Here is a 20,239-nt window from a genome sequence, read left to right on the forward strand (position 1 = left end):
TTGACGTTTGGCACATGGGCGCGCAGCAGTTCTGCGACCGCAGAAGAGCCGCCACGCTCAGGCGTCCTGAGCTCGAGATGTGGACGGATTGTAGGGAGCGTCACACGATCAAAACAGGGCACCGGAATGGGAATTCGCCCGCACCAGCGAAGATCAATAGGTTTGGCGGTATGAATTCCTTCGGAAGAAGGAAGGTCGACAATTAACTGACGGATGTAAAATGATCTACATAAATGATCTCACGCCGCTATAAGAAAGCGCTGCTCAAAGGATACGCGCGAGATCGAAAATGCGCGCGCCGAGAGGCCAGCTGTGGCCATAGGGCCGAGCGGAGCACGGGCGCGCCGACACCCCGGACCGGCGATCACGAAACGGCCGATCCGGTGGTACACGGATCAGTAGGGCCCGGCCTGGGGGAGCCCAAGAGGCCCTCCGGCGGGGCAAGGCCCCGAAGGCCCCGATCGGAGAGGGGAAGCACATCAGGGTTCCGGCCAGGACACGAGATCTGGCCGGAAGAGACGCTGAAGAAGCCAGGACAGGACAGGGCCCTGCCCCAACGAGGTCAGGTCAGCACATCCGGAACCGGCCAGGACACCGGAACCCGGCCGGAAGGGCCAGTACAGGGATCTACCCAATGGGCCAGGACACCGGGACCCGGCGTGAAGGGCCAGGACAGGCATCTGCCCCATGGGCCAGGACACGGGCTCGGCCACGACAGCCGGACCCGGCGGATCGGCCTAGCAGACTGGCCTAGGACACCAGGGGCTGGGGAGCGGTCGGCCAGCTCATCCGGATCACCCCACCGGTTGCGCTGGTCGTCACCTCGACATCGTCGACGAGCCCGCTGATGACGGCGAGTCCCATCTCGTCCTCGCCCTCGGCCTCGTCCTCCACCTCCGGGTGGGAGCCGGGCGCCAGGGCCGCCGAGGTCGGGGATTCGTCACCCACCTCGATGGAGAACTTCTTCTCCTCCTCGGTCAGCATCACCCGCACCGGTGCCTCCACCCCATTGCTCAGGTGGAGCCCGACCGCACGCGTGCATGCCTCGCCGACCGCGAGCCGCACCTCGTCGAGCACGGCCTCATCCACCCCCGCCCGGCGCGCCACGGCCGCCGCGACAAGACGGGCGGTCCTGACGTGCTCGGGCAGCGCGCTGAAGCGGAGTTCGACGGTGGCCATGCCATCCCCCTCGGGCGTATGGGCGTGCGTATGGGGAGGGCCGGGCGTGCACCGCCCGGAACCCCCTATCTGTGTCTTCCTTCGGCGATCTTGTCAGTCGGTCGCCGCGACAGCGTCCTCGACCGAGGTGTGAATCGGGAACACCTTGGTCAGGCCGGTGATGCGGAAGATCTTCAGAATGCGCTCCTGGTTGCAGACCAGGCGCAGCGAGCCCTCGTGGGCCCGCACTCGCTTGAGCCCGCCGACGAGCACGCCGAGTCCGGTGGAGTCGAGAAAGTCGACGCCCTCCATGTCGACGACCAAGTGGTAGTTGCCGTCGTTGACAAGCTCGACCAGCTGCTCACGCAGCTTGGGCGCGGTGTATACATCAATCTCGCCACCGACCTCGACGACCGTGCGGTCGTCGACGGTCCGGGTCGACAGGGACAGGTCCACGGATCCTCCAGCACCTTGCATCGAGCGGTCGCCCCCCATGGATCGGCAGCCGCGATGGCATTCAATCACTTACCAGCAGGCGTGCACGACGCCTTGAGCCCATTGTCCGTCAGACCAGTGACACACTCGGTGTCGATGGCCCACAACCAAATCCCGCGGCAGACGGGCATACACCCCTCACCCCGGGCCGTCCTCGGGCGGCTGAGCACCGGGGCGGGCCGGGGCACACGCATCACTCATACGGAGCACTTGCCCCCGCGTCCCGGAACCCATGCCCACTGGCCCTCGGCGATCCGTCCGGAGGTGATCGACGCCATTCGCGCGGCCGGTATCGAGCGCCCTTGGACCCACCAGGCGCGCACGGCCGAACACGCGCTGCGCGGGGAATCCGTGGTCGTGGCCACCGGAACCGCCTCCGGCAAGTCCCTCGCCTATCTGGCCCCCGTCCTCAGCACCCTGCTGGACGGCTCGGAGGCGCCCAGCGGACGGGGAACGACCGCCCTGTACCTCTCCCCCACCAAGGCGCTGGCCGCTGACCAGCGCCGCGCGGTGGCCGGCCTCGCCGCCCCGCTGGGCACCGGTGTCCGGGCGGCGGTCTACGACGGCGACACGCCCGTCGAGGAGCGCGAGTGGGTCCGCCAGTACGCGAACTATGTGCTCACCAACCCCGACATGCTGCACCGGGGCATCCTGCCCGGCCACCCCAGGTGGTCCTCCTTCCTGCGCGCGCTGCGCTATGTCGTCATCGACGAATGCCACACCTACCGGGGTGTCTTCGGCTCCCATGTGGCCCAGGTGCTGCGCAGACTGCGCCGCGTCTGCGCCCGTTACGGCTCCTCGCCGGTGTTCCTGCTCGCCTCGGCCACCGCCTCCGATCCGGCGGTCGCCGCGAGCCGACTGACCGGCGTGCCCGTCGTGGAGATCACCGAGGACAGCTCGCCCCGCGGCGAGGTCGTGTTCGCCCTCTGGGAACCGCCCCTGACCGAGCTCCACGGCGAGCAGGGCGCCCCGGTGCGCCGCACGGCCACGGCCGAATCCGCGGACCTGCTCACCGACCTGGCCGTCCAGGGGGTCCGTACGGTCACCTTCGTACGCTCCCGGCGGGGCGCGGAACTTATCGCGCTCATCGCCCAGGAGCGGCTCGCGGAGGTGGACCGCTCGCTGCCGGGCCGGATCGCCGCCTATCGCGGCGGTTACCTGCCCGAGGAGCGCCGCGCCCTGGAACGGGCCCTGCACTCCGGTGAGCTGCTGGGGCTCGCCGCGACCACCGCCCTGGAGCTTGGGATGGACATCGCCGGACTGGACGCCGTGGTGGTGGCGGGCTACCCCGGCACCCGCGCCTCCCTGTGGCAGCAGGCGGGGCGAGCCGGGCGCACCGGCGAAGGGGCCCTCGCGATCCTGGTGGCCCGGGACGACCCGCTGGACACCTATCTCGTCCACCACCCGGACGCCCTCTTCCGGCAGCCGGTGGAGTCCACCGTCCTGGACCCGGACAACCCCTACGTCCTCGCGCCGCATCTGTGCGCGGCCGCGGCCGAGCTTCCGCTCACCGAGCCGGACCTGGAGCTCTTCGGCCCCGCCACCGAGGAGCTGATGCCGCAGCTGGAGCAGCGCAAGCTGCTGCGGCGCCGGGCGACCGCCTGGCACTGGACCCGCCGTGAGCGCGCCGCCGACCTCACTGACATCCGCGGGGCGGGCGGCAGCCCGGTCCAGGTCGTGGAGGCGGCGACCGGGCGGCTGCTGGGCACCGTGGACGCCGCGGCGGCCCACACCACCGTGCACGAGGGCGCCGTCCATCTCCACCAGGGCCGGAGCTATCTCGTCAAACAGCTCGACCTCGACGACTCGGTCGCCCTGGTGGAGGAGGCCAGTCCGCCCTACTCGACCACGGCCCGCGACACCACGGCGATCTCCATCCTGGAGACCACCACCGAGATCCCCTGGGGGGACGCGCGGCTGTGCTTCGGTTCGGTCGAGGTCACCAACCAGGTCGTCTCCTTCCTGCGCCGCAAGCTGATCACCGGTGAGGTCCTCGGCGAGTCCAAGCTCGACCTTCCGCCGCGCACCCTGCGCACCAGGGCCGTGTGGTGGACGGTGACCGACGACCAGCTGGAGGAGGCCCGGGTGCACCCCCAGGCCCTCGGTGGCGCCCTGCACGCCGCCGAGCACGCCTCGATCGGCATCCTGCCGCTGTTCGCCACCTGTGACCGCTGGGACATCGGCGGGGTGTCCGTCCCGCTGCACCCCGACACGCTGCTGCCGACGGTCTTCGTGTACGACGGGCATCCGGGCGGCGCGGGCTTCGCCGAGCGCGCCTTCCACACGGCCGCCCGCTGGCTGGCGGCCACCCGCGAGGCGATCGCCGCCTGCGAGTGCGAGGCGGGCTGTCCGTCCTGCATCCAGTCGCCCAAATGCGGCAACGGCAACGACCCGCTGGACAAGAAGGCCGCCATCCGCCTGCTGACGACCCTTCTCGCCGGAGCCCCGGAGCAGCCGCCGGCCGCCGAGTGACCGCTCCCCGCCGTCCGGCCCCGACGCCACCAACCGCCGCGCCCCGGGCTGGCCCTCCGACCGCTCCCCGCCGTCCGGCCCCGACGGCCGTGCGGTGACGGGAGCGCCCACGGGACCCGCCCGCGCCCGGACCCGGAGGGCGAACGGGCCGGTGCGCACCTCCGCCGTGAGATCCGCGATCTCACCGCTCAGAGTGCACCGCACCACGCGCGCGCCCTGGGCGGAAGCCACCCGCCGGGCGAGACCGCAAGCCGTACGAGCCCCCTCCAGGCCGTGGTCCGCCGCCGCGAGTGCCGCCAGATCGGCGGCTCCGCCCGCCCGATGGCGGGCCACCATGGCCTGCCCGGCCGCCAGCACGGCCGCGAACACCGCGCACAGGGCCGTCGCGGCCAGTGCGGTCCATACGGTCGCCGACCCCCGGTCGTCCGCCCTTCTCACGGGGCCGCATCCCGTGCCGCGCCGCCCGCGCCCACCGCGTCCTCGGCGAGCGCGGCCGCCTCGCCGCGCAGACTCACCGCCAGCGGACCGGGACCCGCCGCATGGGTCCGGACCCGCACCCGCACCAGGTCCCCCTCGCGCCACAGTTCGACCCGCGCTCCCTGAGGCGCGGCCGAGCGGGCGGCCGCCATCGCGTCCGCCCTCGGCTCCGAACGCGCCGCCGCCCTCGCCCCGGCCCGAGCCGCGTCCACGCACTGAAGCTGCGCGGACGCGGCCATCAGCCCCCAGATCAGCATCAGGGCGAACACCGCCAGCACGGGCAGCGCGACGGCCGCCTCCGCCGTGACGAAACCGCCGTCCCGCCCCGCGCCCCGAGCCCTCGGGAGGCCCCGCGCGCCGCCCCTGGCTCGCGGGTGCGCCCGCGCCGCCGTCCCCGGCGCCTCAGAACTGCGCATCGAGCGCCCGTCCGATGACCGACTGCAGCGCACCGCTGACCGTCCCGCTGGTCACCACCTTGTAGAGCACCGCGGCGAAACCGCACGCCGCGATCGTTCCCATCGCGTACTCGGCGGTGGCCATGCCCGCCTCGGCCCTCGCACGCGCCGCCGCGTACCGCCGTACCCACCACTGCTTCACCATGACGGCCCCCCTTGGCCTGTTCGCTGTCCTGTCCGCGGCGTCACTGACCACGGTGCTGTCGTTCCGTGGTGCTGTCGCCGTGCCGGTGTCGTTTCGTCGTGCTGTTGCCGTACCGCTGTCGTTCGTGCCGCCGCCGGCTGTCGTTGCCGGTGACGTTTCGTATCGCTGTCATCGCGTGGTCTCACCGGTGCTCAGGGGCCGTCGCCCGCCAGGCCGCGGGCCAGCCCGATCAACACCGGGGCGAGGCCGACCAGCAGGAACGCGGGGAGGAAGCAGCCCCCGAGGGGTGCGTTGACCAACACGCCGGTCCGGTCGGCCCGTCTCATCGCCTCCCGCCCCTGCTCGGCCCGGCATTCGGCCGCCAGCCGGGTCACCTGCTCCACTGCCGGAGCGCCCGTTGTCCCGGCGCGCTCCAGGGCGCGCGCCAGCCCGTGCGCTCCAGGCAGAGCCCCGATGCGCCCCCAAGCGTGGGCCGGTTCGCCTCCCAGCCGCAGCTCCGCAGCGGTCTGGGCAAGCCGCTCACCGACCGGGCCGCCGAGCGAACCGCCCACCGCCTCCGCCGCCTTCCGCGGACCGGCTCCGGCCGCCAGGCAAGCGGTCAGCAGATCCGCTGCCAGCGGGATCTGGCGCGCGGCGAGATGCTCGAGGCGCCGGTCCGGGCCGGATCGCCCGGCCGTTGCCCGACGGTGCCGCAGCCACCGCCACAGGCCCCAGACCGCGGCGAAGCCCAGCACCCACCCCGACGGCCCTCCGACGAGGACGACCGCGACCGGCAGAGCGCCACCCGCCGCGGCCCAGGCCGGCAGGGCGCCCGCACCGGCGTCCGCCCGCCACCGCCTCCACGGCCGGGCCCGCCTCGGCCGCCCGTGTTCCGCACCCGGAAGCAGCGCCGCCAGCCGCCGTCGGGCGGTACGCGCCCGACGGGCCTCGACCATCGCCGACGCCGTGCACAGGGCCGCCGCCAGGAAGGCCAGCGCGATCCCCAGGCTGTGGACAACCTCAGCGCTCATCGGCCACCGGCCGCCCCGGCTCGCGCGCCGCCCGCACCATCCGACCGGTCCAGACCAGACCCGCCCACTCCAGCAGACCGCCCACCAGCAGACAGCTCAGCCCGGCAGGGGTGTGCAGCAGCTCGTGCAGCGGATCGGCCCCCAATAGAGCGCCCAGCACCAGCCCGACGACGGGCAGCACGGCCAGCGCGACGGCGGTGGCCCTGGCCCCCGCGAGCTTGGCGTCCAGGCTCTCCCGTTGGTCCCGCTCCGCGCGCAGGGCCGCCGCCACCCGGTCGAGGCCCGCCGCCAGCCCCGCCCCCTCGTCGACCGCCACCTGCCAGCAGGCAGCGACCCCGGTCAGCCCCTCGGCACCCGGCAGCCGGGCCGCTCTCCGCAGGGCGTCCGGCACGTCCCCGCCGAACCGCGCGGCGGCCGTCACCAGCCCCCAGCGCTCCCTCAGGTGCCCCGGGTCCACGGCCAGCAGCGCCTCGCCGGGATGCCGCCCGGCCCGCAGCTCGCCCGCCACGGTGGCACAAAGCTCGATCACCCCGGCGGCGCGCCGCACACGGTCCCGCTCTCGCCGCCGGGCCCGCAGCCACCGGCCGACGGCCGGAGTGGCCAGCACCGCGCCGAGCAGCGGCAGAACCGAACCGCCCAGCAGCGCGATCACGCATCCGGCCGGCAGACACAGCAGCTCACGCCCCATCCGGCCGCCGTACCCGACCCGCCAGCGCTCGCGCAGCCACGCGGCCGTCTCGGACAGCCTCCGCACCGGGTCGCGGCCGGCGGGCTCGACGGGTCCGCCGCCCGCGAGCAGCAGCCTGGCCCGGCGCAGCTGCCGGTCCCGCCCGGCGAGGAGCCATACGGCCGCTCCCACGCACAGCACCGCGGCGCCCAGCGTCAGCGCCCCCGGGTCCGATCCCGTGCCCGTCATGCCGGGCCTCCGCCCCGCGTACACAGCCGCTGGAGCCGCTGCCAGCCCGCCGCCCGCTCGAAGCGCTCCGGGCCCCATACGGCCGCGGGAACGGTCGTGACATAGCCCGCCCGGTCCCGGTCCAGCACATGCAGCTCGGCGATCCTGCGCCGCCCGCCACGGTCCCGCACCAGATGGACCACGACCGACAGCGCCGCCGCCAACTGGCTGTGCAGCGCGGCCCGGTCCAGCCCTGCGGTCGAACCGAGCGCCTCCAAGCGCGCGGGTACATCCGCCGCCGTATTGGCGTGGACCGTGCCACAGCCGCCCTCATGGCCAGTGTTCAAGGCCCCCAGGAGGTCCGTGACCTCGGCGCCTCTCACCTCCCCGACCACCAGCCGGTCGGGGCGCATCCGCAGCGCCTGCCGCACCAGGTCCCGCAGGGTGACCTGGCCTGTGCCCTCCTGGTTGGCCGGGCGCGTCTCCAGCCGGACCACATGGGGATGGTCGGGCCGCAGCTCGGCCGAGTCCTCGGCGAGGACGATCCGCTCCTCCGGACCAACCAGCCCCAGGAGAGTGCTGAGCAACGTCGTCTTGCCCGATCCCGTACCGCCGCTGACCAGGTAGGAAAGCCGGGCGTCCAGCATGGCCCGCAGCAGCTGGGCGCCGCCCGGCGGCACGGTCCCGGCCGCTTCCAGCTCCGCGAGGGAGAACGCCCGGGGGCGCACCACCCGCAGCGACAGACAGGTCGAGCCGACCGCGACCGGAGGAAGCACCGCATGCAGCCGTGTCCCGTCCGGCAGGCGGGCGTCCACCCACGGCCGGGCGTCGTCCAGCCGCCGCCCGGCCACCGCGGCGAGCCGCTGCGCGAGCCTGCGCACGGCGGCCGCGTCGGCGAAGGTGACGGCCGTGCGCTCCAGCCCCGAACCGCGGTCCACCCATACCTCATCGGGGGCGGTGACCAGGACGTCCGTGACATCGGGGGCGGCCAGCAGCGGCTCCAGCGGCCCGGTGCCGACCAGCTCCGAGCGCAGCGCCTCGACAACCCCGAGCACCTCGGTGTCGCCGAGCAGCCGCCCCTCCTCGCGCAGGGCCGCCGCCACCCGTGCGGGCGTGGGCTCGGCACCGCTCCCGGCCAGCCGCAGCCGCACCGCGTCCAGCAGCTCCGGCGATACGGCGCTCATGCGGTGACACCCCCCTCGTCGGCGAGAGCACGCACCCAGAACTCGGTGCAGAACCGGCCGAGCGGTCCGCGGGGGCTGCCGCCCGGGGGCTCCCCGCCCTCGAACGCGTCCGGCAGTCCGGGCTCCGGTGGCAGCTGCCCGGCCAGCGGCAGCCCGAGCAGCCCCGCGATCTCCTCGTCGCCGAGCTCCGGTCCGCACGGGCCTCGCACCACCGCGCGCAGATCCCGCAGCACCATGCCCACCGTGGACGCCACCCGGTGGGCGGCCGCGACCGCTCGCAGCTCCGCCGGGACGACCAGCAGCCCGAGGTCGATCTGGGCCAGGGCCTCGGCCGCCGCGTCGTCGACGCGGCGCGGCAGATCCACCACCACGACCCCGCCGCGCCGTCTGGCCGCAGCCAGCACCGCCCGCATCGCGGACGGCGGGATGACGACCGAATCGCCGCGGTCCCAGCTGAGCACCCGCAGCGAGTGCAGCTCGGGCAGCGACTCCTCCAGGGCGCTGCCGGCGACCCGCCCCCGCGACTCGGCGAAGGCGGGCCATCTCAGCCCCTGCGCGCCCTCGCCACCGAGCAGCACATCGAGCCCGCCGCCCAGCGGGTCGCCGTCGATCAGCATGGTGCGGCGGCCCGATCGTGCTGCGGTGACCGCCAGGGCGCAGGCGAGGGTGGAGGCGCCCGCGCCACCGCGGCCGCCGATGACCCCGATGGTCAGGGCCTGCCGGCCCACGCCCTCGGCGACATCGGCGATCCGGTCCACCAGCCAGGTCTCGGCATCGGGCAGGAACGCCACATTGTCCGCGCCGAGCGCCACCGCCCGCCGCCAGATACCGTGGTCGTCCAGATCGCGTCCGATGAGCAGCACCCCTTGTCTGCGGGCTCGGTCGCACAGATGGGCGGCCGAGTCGTCGCCGACCAGAATCAGCGGTGCGGCCTCCCAGCTGCCCCGGCGGGTGAGTGCGCCATGTGCCACTTCCGGTTCTGCTCCGGCCGCCGCGCACAGCCGCAGCAGATCGTCGAGAAGTTCCTCGTCCTCGGTGACGATGAGCGGTCTGCCCCGCTGTCCTTCGGCCGCCGAAGGGCGTTCCGGTGTGATGGATGCAGTCACGGTCCCCTCCCATATCCGTTACGCGCTCTCACTCCCGCGAACGGCGAGTGCGAGCATCGCGGAGAATCACCATGCTGCGATCCAGAAAATCTTGGGGATCTTGGTCCAAAACTGTGGACAACTCATCCGTTGTGAATATCCCAGTCACCTAAACCGGTGACTTCCGGAGAGCAGCCTAGCGATTACGTACGGTTACCGCTCAAGCTATGGAGAGACAGGGCCGCACGGGCCCGAGGGAGGGGAGCAAGATCCCATGAGAACGCCGAAAAAGCGTCCGGACATGCGACGACCCCCGCCGGGGGGGAGAGCGGGGGTCGTCCCCACGGCCGACTCGGGGGGGGAGGAGTCGGGCCGGGTTAGCACGGTCGCGAACGATCCGTGACTTCCATGGTGTACCCGAGAGCCTTCTCAGGCAAACCCACGCGCCTAAGCTTACGCCGAATGGTGGGCCCTATGCTCGGCGTCGTGGAAAACCACTCCTTGCCCCGGACAGCCGCCTTCTTTGACCTGGACAAGACGGTCATTGCGAAGTCAAGCACTCTCACCTTCAGCAAGTCCTTCTACCAGGGTGGGCTGATCAACCGTCGAGCCGTACTGCGTACTGCCTATGCGCAGTTTGTCTTCCTGGCCGGCGGCGCCGATCACGAGCAGATGGAGCGGATGCGCGAGTACCTCTCCGCGCTTTGCCGAGGATGGAATGTCCAGCAGGTCAAGGAGATCGTCGCGGAGACCCTGCACGACCTCATCGACCCGATCATCTACGACGAGGCCGCCTCGCTCATCGAGGAACATCACACCGCCGGCCGCGATGTGGTGATCGTCAGCACCTCGGGGGCGGAGGTGGTCGAGCCGGTCGGCGAGCTTCTGGGCGCGGACCGCGTGGTGGCCACCCGCATGGTCGTCGAGGACGGCGTGTTCACCGGAGACGTGGAGTACTACGCCTATGGCCCGACCAAGGCGGAGGCGATCGCCGAACTGGCCGAGTCGGAGGGCTACGACTTGTCGCGCTGTTACGCCTACAGCGATTCGGTGACCGACCTTCCCATGCTGGAGGCGGTCGGCCACCCTCACGCGGTCAACCCGGACCGTGCGCTGCGGCGTGAGGCGGCGGCGCGCGGCTGGCCGGTGCTCTCCTTCAACCGCCCGGTCCGACTCAAGCAGCGCAGACCCTCGCTCTCCATGCCGCCGCGCCCGGTGCTCGCCATGGCGGCGGCCGTCGGCGCGGCCGCCGCCACCGCCGGTCTGCTGTGGTACACCACTCGGCGCCGCACCCCTTATGCCCGCATTTAGGGGCAATACCAAAGATCTGCGGCGAGGGGTTCCGCTTGGCCCCTCGCAGGAGTACAAAGGAATCGACGGCCCGCGAGACCAGGGGTATCCGGGAGGAAACCCCCAGACGCCAAGGCCCCACGGACCGAAGCACGGATGCTGAGCACCCACGCGACGTCGACCCGTCGATTACGGGCCAGCCGCACCAGGTGACGGGCGAAGTTCCCGACCTGATGGGCGAATGAGAATGCACGCATGGTAACCCGGCGGATGTGCCAGCGGCGGTACCCACGTGGTACCGCCGCAACTCTGTCCGGCGTCAGGCCGCCCCACGCTGTAGGGCCTCGCAGACCGCCGTGGACTCCCGCACCCCGAGCTCAACCGCCCGTCCGCAGTGCCCGATCCACGCCGCCATCCCCTCCGGCGTCCCGGACGCATAACCCTCCAGCGCCGCCATGTACGGCGCGACGCCCAGTTCCGCGTACCCCACCTCGGCCGGGCAGATCGACTTAGGGTCAAGCCCGCTGGCGACCAGGACGATGCGCTCGGCCGCACGCGCCACCAGGCCGTTACGGGAGACAAAGGGCCGCAGGGCGAGCAGTTCACCGTGCACCACCGCCGCCGTCACCAGCGCCGGAGCCTGGCTGCCCGCGAGCAGCAGCCGGGCCAGTCCATCGAGCCGACCCGCCACCTCATCCGCGTCCGGCAGCGGCAGAGCCGACCCGATCAGCGGTTCGTCCACGGGTTCACCCGACTGCCGGGGGCGCCCGATCCGCTCGTTCTCCTCCGCCCCACCCGCCGCGACCAGATGTAGCCGGGCCAGCACCCGCAGCGGCGACTGACGCCAGATGCTCAGCAACTGCCCCGCCTCGGCGGTCAGCCGCAACGCCGCACCCACCGTGCGCGGCTCGCCCTCGGCTCCGAAGTCGGTACGACGGCGCACCTCTTCCAGCGCCCAGTCCGCACCGGCCAGCGCGGCGGAGCCACGCGCCCCGCGCAACGCCGCCTCGGAGGTGACCTCATTGCTGCGGCGGCGCATCACCCGGTGCCCATAGACCCGGTCCACCGCGGTCCGTACGGCGTCCACGGACTCGGTCACACCGGGCAGGGCGGCCAGGGCGGCGAGCGGATCAGCTGACGTACTCATGGGTACGACACTACGCACACCACTCCGGACGCCCCTCGTTGGAGTGGTGTTCTTCACGTAAATCCCTCATCGTCCGGAATCACTCACCTACGCTAGGTGAACATGAAGATCGCTTTCGTAGGCAAGGGTGGAAGCGGAAAGACCACGCTGTCGTCGCTGTTCATCCGCCATCTCGCCGCCACCCACGCCCCCGTCGTCGCTGTCGACGCCGATATCAATCAGCACCTGGGTGCGGCGCTCGGTCTCGACGAGGCGGAGGCCGCCGCCCTGCCCGCCATGGGCGCCCATCTCCCCCTGATCAAGGACTACTTGCGCGGTACGAACCCCCGGATCACCTCCGCCGAGACCATGATCAAGACAACCCCGCCGGGTGAGGGATCGCGGCTGCTGCGGATCGACGAGGACAACCCCGTCTACCAGGCGTGTGCCCGGACCCTGTCGCTCGACGACGGTGCGGTGCGGCTGATGGCGACCGGCCCCTTCACCGCATCCGACCTCGGCGTCGCCTGCTACCACTCCAAGGTCGGTGCCATCGAGCTGTGCCTGAACCATCTCGTCGACGGACGCGGCGAGTTCATCGTCGTCGACATGACGGCGGGCAGCGACTCCTTCGCCTCCGGCCTCTTCACCCGCTTCGACATGACGTTCCTGGTGGCCGAGCCCACGCGCAAGGGCGTCTCCGTCTACCGCCAGTACAAGGAGTACGCCCGCGACTTCGATGTGGCGCTCCGGGTGGTGGGCAATAAGGTGCAGGGCCCGGACGACCTGGACTTCCTCCGGGCGGAGGTGGGCGATGACCTCCTGGTCGCCTTCGGCCACTCCGACTGGGTCCGGGCGATGGAGAAGGGCCGCGCGCCCCGGTTCGAGGAGCTGGAGGAGGCGAACCGCGACGCGCTGCGCGCGCTACAGGACGCGGTGGACGCCTCGTACCAGCGGCGTGACTGGCAGCGGTACACCCGCCAGATGGTGCACTTCCATCTCAAGAACGCGCAGAGCTGGGGAAACGCGAAGACGGGTGCCGATCTGGCCGCCCAGGTCGACCCCGCCTTCGCGTTGGGGGAGTTCGCGCCGGAGCAGGGCTCGGCGGCTACTCCCGCTCCCGCTTAGTCGTATGCGTGTGCTCGGGCGTCCGCCCGTGCGCCGGTTCACGGTCGGACGTCCGGCGCCCGGCGGCCAGATAGTGCCGCCAGCCGCCCGGGGGCCGCATCCCGACATCCAGCACACGCAGCTTCTCCAGCACGAGGGGGTTCTGCGCGTCCAGCCAGTCGGCCACCTGCTTGAAGGAGACGCCGCGGCTTGCCCTTCTTCTTGCGCGCCCTGTTGGCCAGGAAGTTGTAGTCCATGGAGAGCATCTCGAACGGGCGGCGTTGTACCGGAATCCGCTGCAACGGGGAGTCCCAGATGCCGTGGGTCTTGCGGGGCCAGACCTGAAGCCCGCCGGGCGAACTCGCGCGCGGAAGTGGGAGAACAGCTTGTGTTCGTCCTGGCCTGCGCCGTCCCAGGAGATGACGACGAACTGCGGTGGCCTCTCCCCCGGTTGCAGCGGTTCGGCCTCCGACCCGCGGTGCCACCTGGCCCATGGGCCTGGGTGGAGTCTCCCGAGCAACCGACCGCTGCGGACAGCGCCATGGAGAAGACAGAGGATGACAAGGCGTTTTAAATGACTATTCCCCCCATAGGGGGAATAGCGGCCTACTCTCCCCCAAAAGACTTCCCATCGACTTTACTCAACATTACGATTCATTTACCAACGCTTGGGGTTCAGTACCGCAGTACGCCGTGACCACGGACACGCCCTTGTCCGCGACCGCGAAGCCCGGAGGAGACGGGAATGTTGAAGCTCTTGGACCGAATTCAGAGGGCCTCCCGCCACACAGCTCTCTCCGTCTCGATCGCCCTCTTCCTGCTCGCCGCTACCCTCTCGCTGGGCATCGCACTGGCCTCCGGCGCTCCGCTCCTGACCGGGCTCCTGGCCGGACTCCTGACAGGACTCCTGGCCGGGCTCACGGCCGGACTCATGACCGCCGCCGCGCCCGCCGTGGCCGCCCGCCTCACGGCGCTCCGCCACCCCTCGGGCTCCGGGCGGGCGGCGGCCGATGGGCGGGCGGGGCGGCCGACTGGTGGACGGTCGGGGCGGCTAGCGGCGGAGGCGGGCGGCGCCCTGGCCTGCCGGCCATGGACACCGTGGCGTGACCACCACTGCACCCGTCCCGTCCCGGCGGCCGCGGGAGCCGGCGGACACGTAGGCGGTCAGCTGCTCGGCGGGGTGCGCGCGTTCCAGCGCCATACGGCACCGCTGGTCCGCGACGAGCTGGCCCGGCTGGCACGAGAGGGGCAGCGGCCCAGTCAGCTGTTCCTCACCTGCGCCGACTCCCGCCTGGTGACCAGCATGATCACCTCCAGCGGCCCCGGTGATCTGTTCACCGTGCGCAATGTCGGCAATCTGGTGCCGCCGGGTGCCGACGGCTCCTGCGACTCGGTGGGTGCGGCGATCGAGTACGCGGTGGAGGTGCTGCGGGTCAGCAGCATCACGGTGTGCGGGCACTCCGGGTGCGGCGCGATGCAGGCGCTGCTCGACTCATCGGCCCCGGCCAGGACGCCACCCCAGCCGATGGCGTCCGGTGTCGGGGGCCGGACGCCGCTGACGCGGTGGCTGCGCCACGGCAGACCGGCGCTGGCGCGGATGGAGCGGATCGGCCGGCTGGGGCGAGGGGAGGTCGCCCTGTCGAGCCGGCCGGTGGCCGACGAGCTGGAGCGACTGGCCCTGGTCAATGTGCGGCAGCAGCTCGACCATCTGATGGAGCATGCCTGTGTGGCACGGCGGGCGGCGGAGGGCGGGCTGGCGCTACAGGGGATGTATTTCCATGTGGCGGAGGCCCAGGCGTATGTCCTGGATACGGGTTCGGGGAGATTTCTGCCCGTCCGCCCGGACCATGGCACGCCGACGACCGCCTGCTGTGCCGCAACGGTCCCCGCCCGGCCTGGGAGCGGCCGTTCCAGCGTCGGCCGTTCCAGCGTCGCGGAGCGAGGAAGCGGGCCCAGCCACGGGGCCCTGGAGCTGGGGCGGTCATGCAGACGATGACAGGTCTAAACCAATTTTCGGCTGACAACCCTTGTCAGGGCGTGCCGTGGGCTGATGAGCTATGGCCTGGGACACAACGGACACCCTGGGAATGGGAGATGTCGTGAGCAACGAAAGCCTGGCCAACCTTCTTCGGGAGGAGCGTCGCTTCGCGCCGCCCGCCGAGCTTGCCGCGGACGCCAATGTCACAGCCGAGGCGTATGAGCGGGCGAAGGCGGACCGCCTGGGCTTCTGGGCCGAGCAGGCCCGTCGGCTGTCCTGGGCGACCGCGCCGACCGAGACGCTGGACTGGTCGAACCCGCCGTTCGCGAAGTGGTTCGCCGACGGCAAGCTGAATGTGGCGTACAACTGCGTCGACCGTCATGTCGAGAACGGCCTGGGCGACCGGGTGGCCCTCCACTTCGAGGGCGAGCCCGGCGACACCCGCTCCCTCACCTATGCCGATCTTCAGCGAGAGGTCTCCCAAGCGGCCCATGCGCTGACCGAGCTGGGGGTCCAGACCGGCGACCGGGTCGCCATCTACCTGCCGATGATCCCGGAAACCGTGATCGCGATGCTGGCCTGCGCCCGTATCGGCGCCCCGCATTCGGTGGTCTTCGGCGGCTTCTCGGCCGATGCTCTCGCCACACGCATCCAGGACGCCGACGCCCGCGTCATCATCACCGCCGACGGCGGCTATCGGCGTGGCAAGGCATCCGCGCTCAAGCCCGCCGTCGACGAGGCGCTCACCCGGCCCGGCACCGAGAACGTGCGCAGTGTGCTGGTCGTCCGCCGCACCGGCCAGGAAGTGGACTGGAACGAGGGCCGCGACGTCTGGTGGCACGAGATCGTGCAGCGCCAGCCGGAGCAGCACACCCCCGAGGCGTTCGACGCCGAGCACCCGCTGTTCATCCTCTACACCTCGGGTACGACCGGAAAGCCCAAGGGCATTCTGCACACCTCCGGCGGCTACCTCACCCAGATCTCCTACACCCACCACGCCGTCTTCGACCTCAAGCCGGAGACCGACGTCTTCTGGTGCACGGCGGACGTCGGCTGGGTCACCGGCCACTCGTACATCGTCTACGGCCCGCTCTCCAACGGCGCCACCGAGGTGCTCTACGAGGGCACCCCGGACACCCCGCACCAGGGCCGCTGGTGGGAGATCGTCCAGAAGTACGGGGTCACCATCCTCTACACCGCCCCGACCGCGATCCGCGCCTGCATGAAGTGGGGCGACGACATCCCGGCCAAGTTCGATCTCTCCTCGCTGCGCGTCCTCGGCTCCGTCGGCGAGCCCATCAACCCCGAGGCATGGGTCTGGTACCGCAAGCACATCGGCGCGGACACCACGCCCGTCGTCGACACCTGGTGGCAGACCGAGACCGGCGGCATCATGATCAGCCCGCTGCCGGGCGTCACCGCGACCAAGCCCGGTTCGGCCCAGGTCCCGCTGCCGGGGATCGCCGCCACCGTCGTGGACGACGAGGCCAATGAGGTGCCGAACGGCCATGGCGGCTATCTGGTGCTCACCGAGCCGTGGCCGTCCATGCTCCGCACCATCTGGGGCGATGACCAGCGCTACCTGGACACCTACTGGTCCCGCTTCGACAAGCGCTACTTCGCGGGTGACGGCGCCAAGAAGGACGACGACGGCGACATCTGGCTGCTCGGCCGGGTCGACGATGTGATGCTGGTGTCCGGCCACAACATCTCCACGACCGAGGTCGAATCGGCGCTGGTCTCGCACCCCAAGGTCGCCGAGGCGGCGGTCGTCGGCGCCACCGACCCGCAGACCACCCAGGCCATCTGTGCCTTCGTGATCCTGCGCGGCGGCGCGGCCGAGGACGACGGCCTGGTCGAGGAGTTGCGGGCGCATGTCGCCAAGCAGCTCGGCCCGATCGCCAAGCCCAAGCGGATCCTGCCGGTGGCCGAGCTGCCCAAGACCCGCTCCGGCAAGATCATGCGCCGTCTGCTGCGCGATGTCGCCGAGAACCGCGCGCTGGGCGATGTCACCACGCTCACCGACTCCTCCGTGATGGAGCTGATCCAGAGCAAGCTGCCGTCCGCCCCCAGCGAGGACTGATCACCCCGCCGTAGGCCCGCCCGCCACGGGGCGACACCGGTGGGCAACGGACGACACCGATCGACACCGGTCGAGACGGTCGGCACAGGCCACACCACATGATCGAGGGGCGCTCCGCCTGGCGGGGCGCCCCTCGTTCTCGTTCATCACGGCTGGTGCGGGTGGCTGTCGCGGAAAAGTTACGACAAGATGAGGGGTGGAGCGCCGGGAAGTCTGGTCGGCATACGTCACCCGTATGTCCGTACCACCGACCCCAGGAGGCCCGCCCGTGGCCGCGCCCACCAACCGCAAGTTCCTCGGACGCCAGTCGCTGCCCGAGCGGACGTTCGTCACCGACGCACTGCGCACCGAGACCGTCGGCGGTGTGATCCTGCTGGTGGCCGCCGTCGTGGCGCTGATCCTCGCCAACACCCCGCTGAGCGGCGTCTACGGCGACATCAGGGACTTCTCCTTCGGCCCCCAGGCGCTGCATCTGCATCTCTCGGTCGCCTCCTGGGCCACCGACGGTCTGCTCACCATCTTCTTCTTCGTCGCCGGTATCGAGCTCAAGCGCGAGCTGGTCTCGGGCGAGCTGCGGGACCCCAAGGCGGCGGCGCTGCCCGTGATCGCCGCTGTCTGCGGCATGGCCGCGCCCGCGCTCGTCTATGTCATCGTCAACGCGAGCGGTGGCGGCAGCCTCAAGGGCTGGGCCGTGCCGACCGCCACCGATATCGCCTTCGCGCTCGCCGTCCTCGCCGTGATCGGCACGGCGCTGCCCGCCGCCCTGCGCGCCTTCCTGCTCACTCTCGCGGTCGTCGACGACCTCGGCGCCATCCTGATCATCGCGATCTTCTTCGCCCAGCACATCAACTTCGTCGCCCTGGGCCTCTCCTTCGCCGGCCTCCTCCTGTTCTGGCTGCTGCACCACAAGGGCGTCCGGACGGCCTGGGTCCATCTGCCACTCGCGGTCGTGATCTGGGCGCTGATGCATGCCAGCGGTGTGCATGCCACGATTTCCGGCGTCGCGATGGGCCTGATACTGCGCTGCACCGTCCGGGAGGGCGAGGAGCGCTCCCCCGCCGAGCGCATCGAGCACCGGATGCGCCCTGTGTCGGCGGGCCTGGCGGTGCCGCTGTTCGCCCTGTTCGCGGCCGGTGTGCCGCTCTCCGGCGACGCCGTCGCGGATGTCTTCACCCGCCCCGAGACGCTCGGCGTCGCCCTCGGCCTCGTCGTGGGCAAGGCCGTCGGCGTCTTCGGCGGCTCCTGGTGCGCCGCCCGCTTCACCCGTGCCGAGCTGAACGAGGAGCTGGCCTGGGCCGATGTCTTCGCCGTGGCCACCCTCGCCGGAATCGGCTTCACCGTCTCCCTCCTCATCGGCGAACTCGCCTTCCCCGGCGACCCCACGCTCGCCGGGGAAGTCAAGGCGGCGGTGCTCATCGGCTCGTTGTGCGCCGCCCTGTTCGCCGGAGTCCTCCTCAAGCTGCGCAACACCACGTACCAGCGGCTGTGTCAGGAGGAGGAACGGGACGAGGACATGGACGGCATCCCGGACGTCTACGAGCAGGACAGCCCCGAATACCACCTGCGGATGGCCGCCATTCACGAGGCAAAGGCCGCCGAGCACCGGCGGCTTGCCGAAGTGGCCGCCGCGGCCGACTCCGGCGACGATGGTCCGGCATGATCTGAGAGGCTTGACGCCCGGAGAAATGTGCAGAAGACGTAGCAAGCACAGACGGCGTACCAAGCACAGACCGCACAAGAGCAGAGGGAGATGGCGATGAGCGCAGCCGACGACGGCGGCAACCGCAGCCTCGGCCAGCTGGTGGCGACGGCGACCACCGAGCTGTCGGCGCTGGTGCACGACGAGATCGCGCTGGCCAAGGCCGAGCTGCGGGTGGGAGCCAAGAAGGCCGCGGTCGGCAGCGGCGCCGGTATGGCGGCCGGGGTGCTGCTGCTCTTCTCGCTGCCGGTGCTGAGCTTCGCCCTCGCCTACGGCATGCGCTCCTGGACCGGGCTCGGCCTCGCCTGGTGCTTTCTGATCGTGGGCGGTATCTACTGGCTGTTCGCCGGGATCCTGGGCATGGTGGCGCTGCTGAAGTTCAAGAGGGTCAAGGCGCCCAAGCGGTCGATCGCCTCGTCCAAGGAGACGGCCGCCGTACTGGGGAGCGTCAAGCCGCATCCGCGTGCCGCGAGCAATGGCGGACGCCCCGCGCGGGATGTGACACGCTCGTCGGCATGACCGTCCCTGATACCGCCGCGTCGGTCGTACGGCTCGACGGCCCCTGGACCCACCGGGATGTCGCGGCCAACGGCGCGCGCTTCCACATCGCCGAGCTGGGTGACGGCCCGCTGGTACTGCTGCTGCACGGCTTTCCACAGTTCTGGTGGACCTGGCGGCACCAGCTGCCCGCGCTCGCCGACGCCGGCTACCGGGCGGTCGCGATGGATCTGCGCGGAGTGGGCGGCAGCGACCGTACGCCCCGGGGTTACGACCCGGCCAACCTCGCCCTCGACATCACCGGCGTGATCCGTTCGCTGGGTGAGCCGGACGCCGCGCTCGTCGGCCATGACCTGGGCGGATATCTGGCGTGGACGGCCGCCGTGATGCGGCCGAAGCTGGTACGGCGGCTCGCGGTGGCCTCGATGCCGCACCCCCGCCGCTGGCGCTCGGCGATGCTGGCGGACGTCAAGCAGAGCGCGGCCAGCTCGCATGTGTGGGGCTTCCAGCGGCCCTGGCTGCCCGAGCGCCAGCTGGTCGCGGACGATGCGGCGGCCGTGGGACGGCTGATCCGGGACTGGTCCGGGCCGCGACTGCCCGAGGACGAGGCGGTGGAGATCTACCGGCGGGCGATGCGCATCCCCTCGACCGCGCACTGTTCGATCGAGCCGTACCGCTGGATGGTGCGGTCTCTGGCACGGCCGGACGGTTTCCAGTTCAACCGGCGGATGAAGCGGCCGGTGCGGGTGCCGACCCTGCATCTGCACGGGTCACTCGACCCGGTGATGCGCACCCGCAGCGCGGCGGGTTCCGGGGAGTATGTCGAGGCCCCCTACCGCTGGCGGCTCTTCGACGGGCTCGGTCACTTCCCGCACGAGGAGGACCCGATGGCCTTCACCGCCGAGCTGATCAACTGGCTGAAGGACCCCGAGCCCGACCGCTGAGCGTCATCAGCCGTAGGCATGCCGTACACGTGCTGTCCGCATACCGTCCGCATGCAGTCCGCATTCCGACGACCCCGCCACGGGTGGCCGAACATCAGTTTTTCGAACAGCCAAATGCCCGGAGCATAGGCCAATTGC

Annotated in this window: 17 protein-coding genes and 2 pseudogenes; 8 read left to right on the forward strand and 11 right to left on the reverse strand. The window is 71.3% G+C overall.

Annotated features, from left to right (window positions below):
* Positions 1–750: 750 nt before the first annotated feature.
* Positions 751–1,179, reverse strand: a complete 429-nt coding sequence (locus tag N6H00_RS19220) for an ATP-binding protein (protein WP_268973012.1) — start codon at positions 1,177–1,179, stop codon at positions 751–753.
* Positions 1,180–1,272: 93 nt separating this feature from the next.
* Complete coding sequence (gene bldG, locus N6H00_RS19225) at positions 1,273–1,614, reverse strand: anti-sigma factor antagonist BldG (protein ID WP_014061729.1); 342 nt, start codon at positions 1,612–1,614, stop codon at positions 1,273–1,275.
* Positions 1,615–1,668: 54 nt separating this feature from the next.
* On the opposite strand from bldG, the gene N6H00_RS19230 reads away from it, so the two are divergent.
* Positions 1,669–4,125, forward strand: coding sequence for a DEAD/DEAH box helicase (locus N6H00_RS19230; RefSeq protein ID WP_268973014.1), 2,457 nt, complete (start codon positions 1,669–1,671; stop codon positions 4,123–4,125).
* 171 nt (positions 4,126–4,296) lie between these two features.
* Here N6H00_RS19230 and N6H00_RS19235 read toward each other — a convergent pair.
* The 7 genes and pseudogenes from N6H00_RS19235 to ssd form a co-directional block, all read right to left on the reverse strand.
* A pseudogene (locus tag N6H00_RS19235) lies at positions 4,297–4,563 on the reverse strand (Rv3654c family TadE-like protein); the annotation flags it as partial.
* Positions 4,560–5,018, reverse strand: a complete 459-nt coding sequence (locus N6H00_RS19240) for a TadE family type IV pilus minor pilin (protein WP_268973015.1) — start codon at positions 5,016–5,018, stop codon at positions 4,560–4,562. The gene N6H00_RS19240 and the pseudogene N6H00_RS19235, both read right to left, overlap by 4 nt.
* Positions 5,005–5,202 (reverse strand): DUF4244 domain-containing protein, encoded by a 198-nt coding sequence (locus N6H00_RS19245; RefSeq protein ID WP_030838042.1) that lies wholly within the window; start codon positions 5,200–5,202, stop codon positions 5,005–5,007. Before N6H00_RS19245 ends, N6H00_RS19240 begins: the two co-directional genes overlap by 14 nt.
* Positions 5,203–5,393: 191 nt before the next feature.
* Positions 5,394–6,212 carry a type II secretion system F family protein gene (locus tag N6H00_RS19250; protein WP_268973016.1) on the reverse strand — a complete coding sequence of 273 codons (819 nt, stop codon included), beginning with the start codon at positions 6,210–6,212 and terminating at the stop codon, positions 5,394–5,396.
* On the reverse strand, positions 6,202–7,128 hold the full coding sequence (locus N6H00_RS19255; protein ID WP_268973017.1) for a type II secretion system F family protein: 927 nt from the start codon (positions 7,126–7,128) through the stop codon (positions 6,202–6,204). Before N6H00_RS19255 ends, N6H00_RS19250 begins: the two co-directional genes overlap by 11 nt.
* Entirely contained in the window at positions 7,125–8,291 is a 1,167-nt protein-coding gene (locus N6H00_RS19260; protein WP_268973018.1) for a TadA family conjugal transfer-associated ATPase, read from the reverse strand. The genes N6H00_RS19255 and N6H00_RS19260 overlap by 4 nt, the downstream gene beginning before the upstream one ends.
* Entirely contained in the window at positions 8,288–9,397 is a 1,110-nt protein-coding gene (ssd, locus tag N6H00_RS19265) for a septum site-determining protein Ssd (protein ID WP_268973019.1), read from the reverse strand. Before ssd ends, N6H00_RS19260 begins: the two co-directional genes overlap by 4 nt.
* Positions 9,398–9,850: 453 nt before the next feature.
* On the opposite strand from ssd, the gene N6H00_RS19270 reads away from it, so the two are divergent.
* Entirely contained in the window at positions 9,851–10,687 is an 837-nt protein-coding gene (locus N6H00_RS19270; protein ID WP_268973020.1) for an HAD family hydrolase, read from the forward strand.
* Between the two features lie 298 nt (positions 10,688–10,985).
* Here N6H00_RS19270 and N6H00_RS19275 read toward each other — a convergent pair whose 3' ends face one another.
* Entirely contained in the window at positions 10,986–11,813 is an 828-nt protein-coding gene (locus N6H00_RS19275; RefSeq protein WP_268973021.1) for an oxidoreductase, read from the reverse strand.
* A 102-nt stretch (positions 11,814–11,915) separates the two neighbouring features.
* On the opposite strand from N6H00_RS19275, the gene N6H00_RS19280 reads away from it, so the two are divergent.
* On the forward strand, positions 11,916–12,920 hold the full coding sequence (locus N6H00_RS19280) for an ATP-binding protein (protein ID WP_268973022.1): 1,005 nt from the start codon (positions 11,916–11,918) through the stop codon (positions 12,918–12,920).
* Here N6H00_RS19280 and N6H00_RS40550 read toward each other — a convergent pair.
* Positions 12,901–13,086 (reverse strand): hypothetical protein, encoded by a 186-nt coding sequence (locus N6H00_RS40550; RefSeq protein ID WP_443073269.1) that lies wholly within the window; start codon positions 13,084–13,086, stop codon positions 12,901–12,903. The two genes, N6H00_RS19280 and N6H00_RS40550, sit on opposite strands and share 20 nt — an antisense overlap.
* A gap of 804 nt (positions 13,087–13,890) precedes the next feature.
* Between N6H00_RS40550 and N6H00_RS19290 the strand changes: the two are divergent.
* From N6H00_RS19290 to N6H00_RS19310, 5 genes and pseudogenes are all read left to right on the forward strand, one after another.
* Positions 13,891–14,895: pseudogene (locus tag N6H00_RS19290) on the forward strand (carbonic anhydrase); the annotation flags it as partial.
* Between the two features lie 103 nt (positions 14,896–14,998).
* The gene (gene acs / locus N6H00_RS19295) at positions 14,999–16,960 is read left to right on the forward strand and encodes an acetate--CoA ligase (RefSeq protein ID WP_268973023.1); all 1,962 of its coding nucleotides are present in this window, start codon (positions 14,999–15,001) and stop codon (positions 16,958–16,960) included.
* A 268-nt stretch (positions 16,961–17,228) separates the two neighbouring features.
* A complete protein-coding gene (gene nhaA, locus N6H00_RS19300; protein ID WP_268973024.1) occupies positions 17,229–18,620 on the forward strand; it encodes a Na+/H+ antiporter NhaA in 1,392 nt (463 codons plus the stop codon).
* Between the two features lie 96 nt (positions 18,621–18,716).
* The gene (locus N6H00_RS19305; RefSeq protein ID WP_268973025.1) at positions 18,717–19,178 is read left to right on the forward strand and encodes a phage holin family protein; all 462 of its coding nucleotides are present in this window, start codon (positions 18,717–18,719) and stop codon (positions 19,176–19,178) included.
* Positions 19,175–20,101 (forward strand): alpha/beta fold hydrolase, encoded by a 927-nt coding sequence (locus N6H00_RS19310; RefSeq protein ID WP_268973026.1) that lies wholly within the window; start codon positions 19,175–19,177, stop codon positions 20,099–20,101. Before N6H00_RS19305 ends, N6H00_RS19310 begins: the two co-directional genes overlap by 4 nt.
* Positions 20,102–20,239: the final 138 nt, after the last annotated feature.

Source organism: Streptomyces sp. S465 (assembly GCF_026898115.1).
Taxonomy (GTDB): domain Bacteria; phylum Actinomycetota; class Actinomycetes; order Streptomycetales; family Streptomycetaceae; genus Streptomyces; species Streptomyces luomodiensis.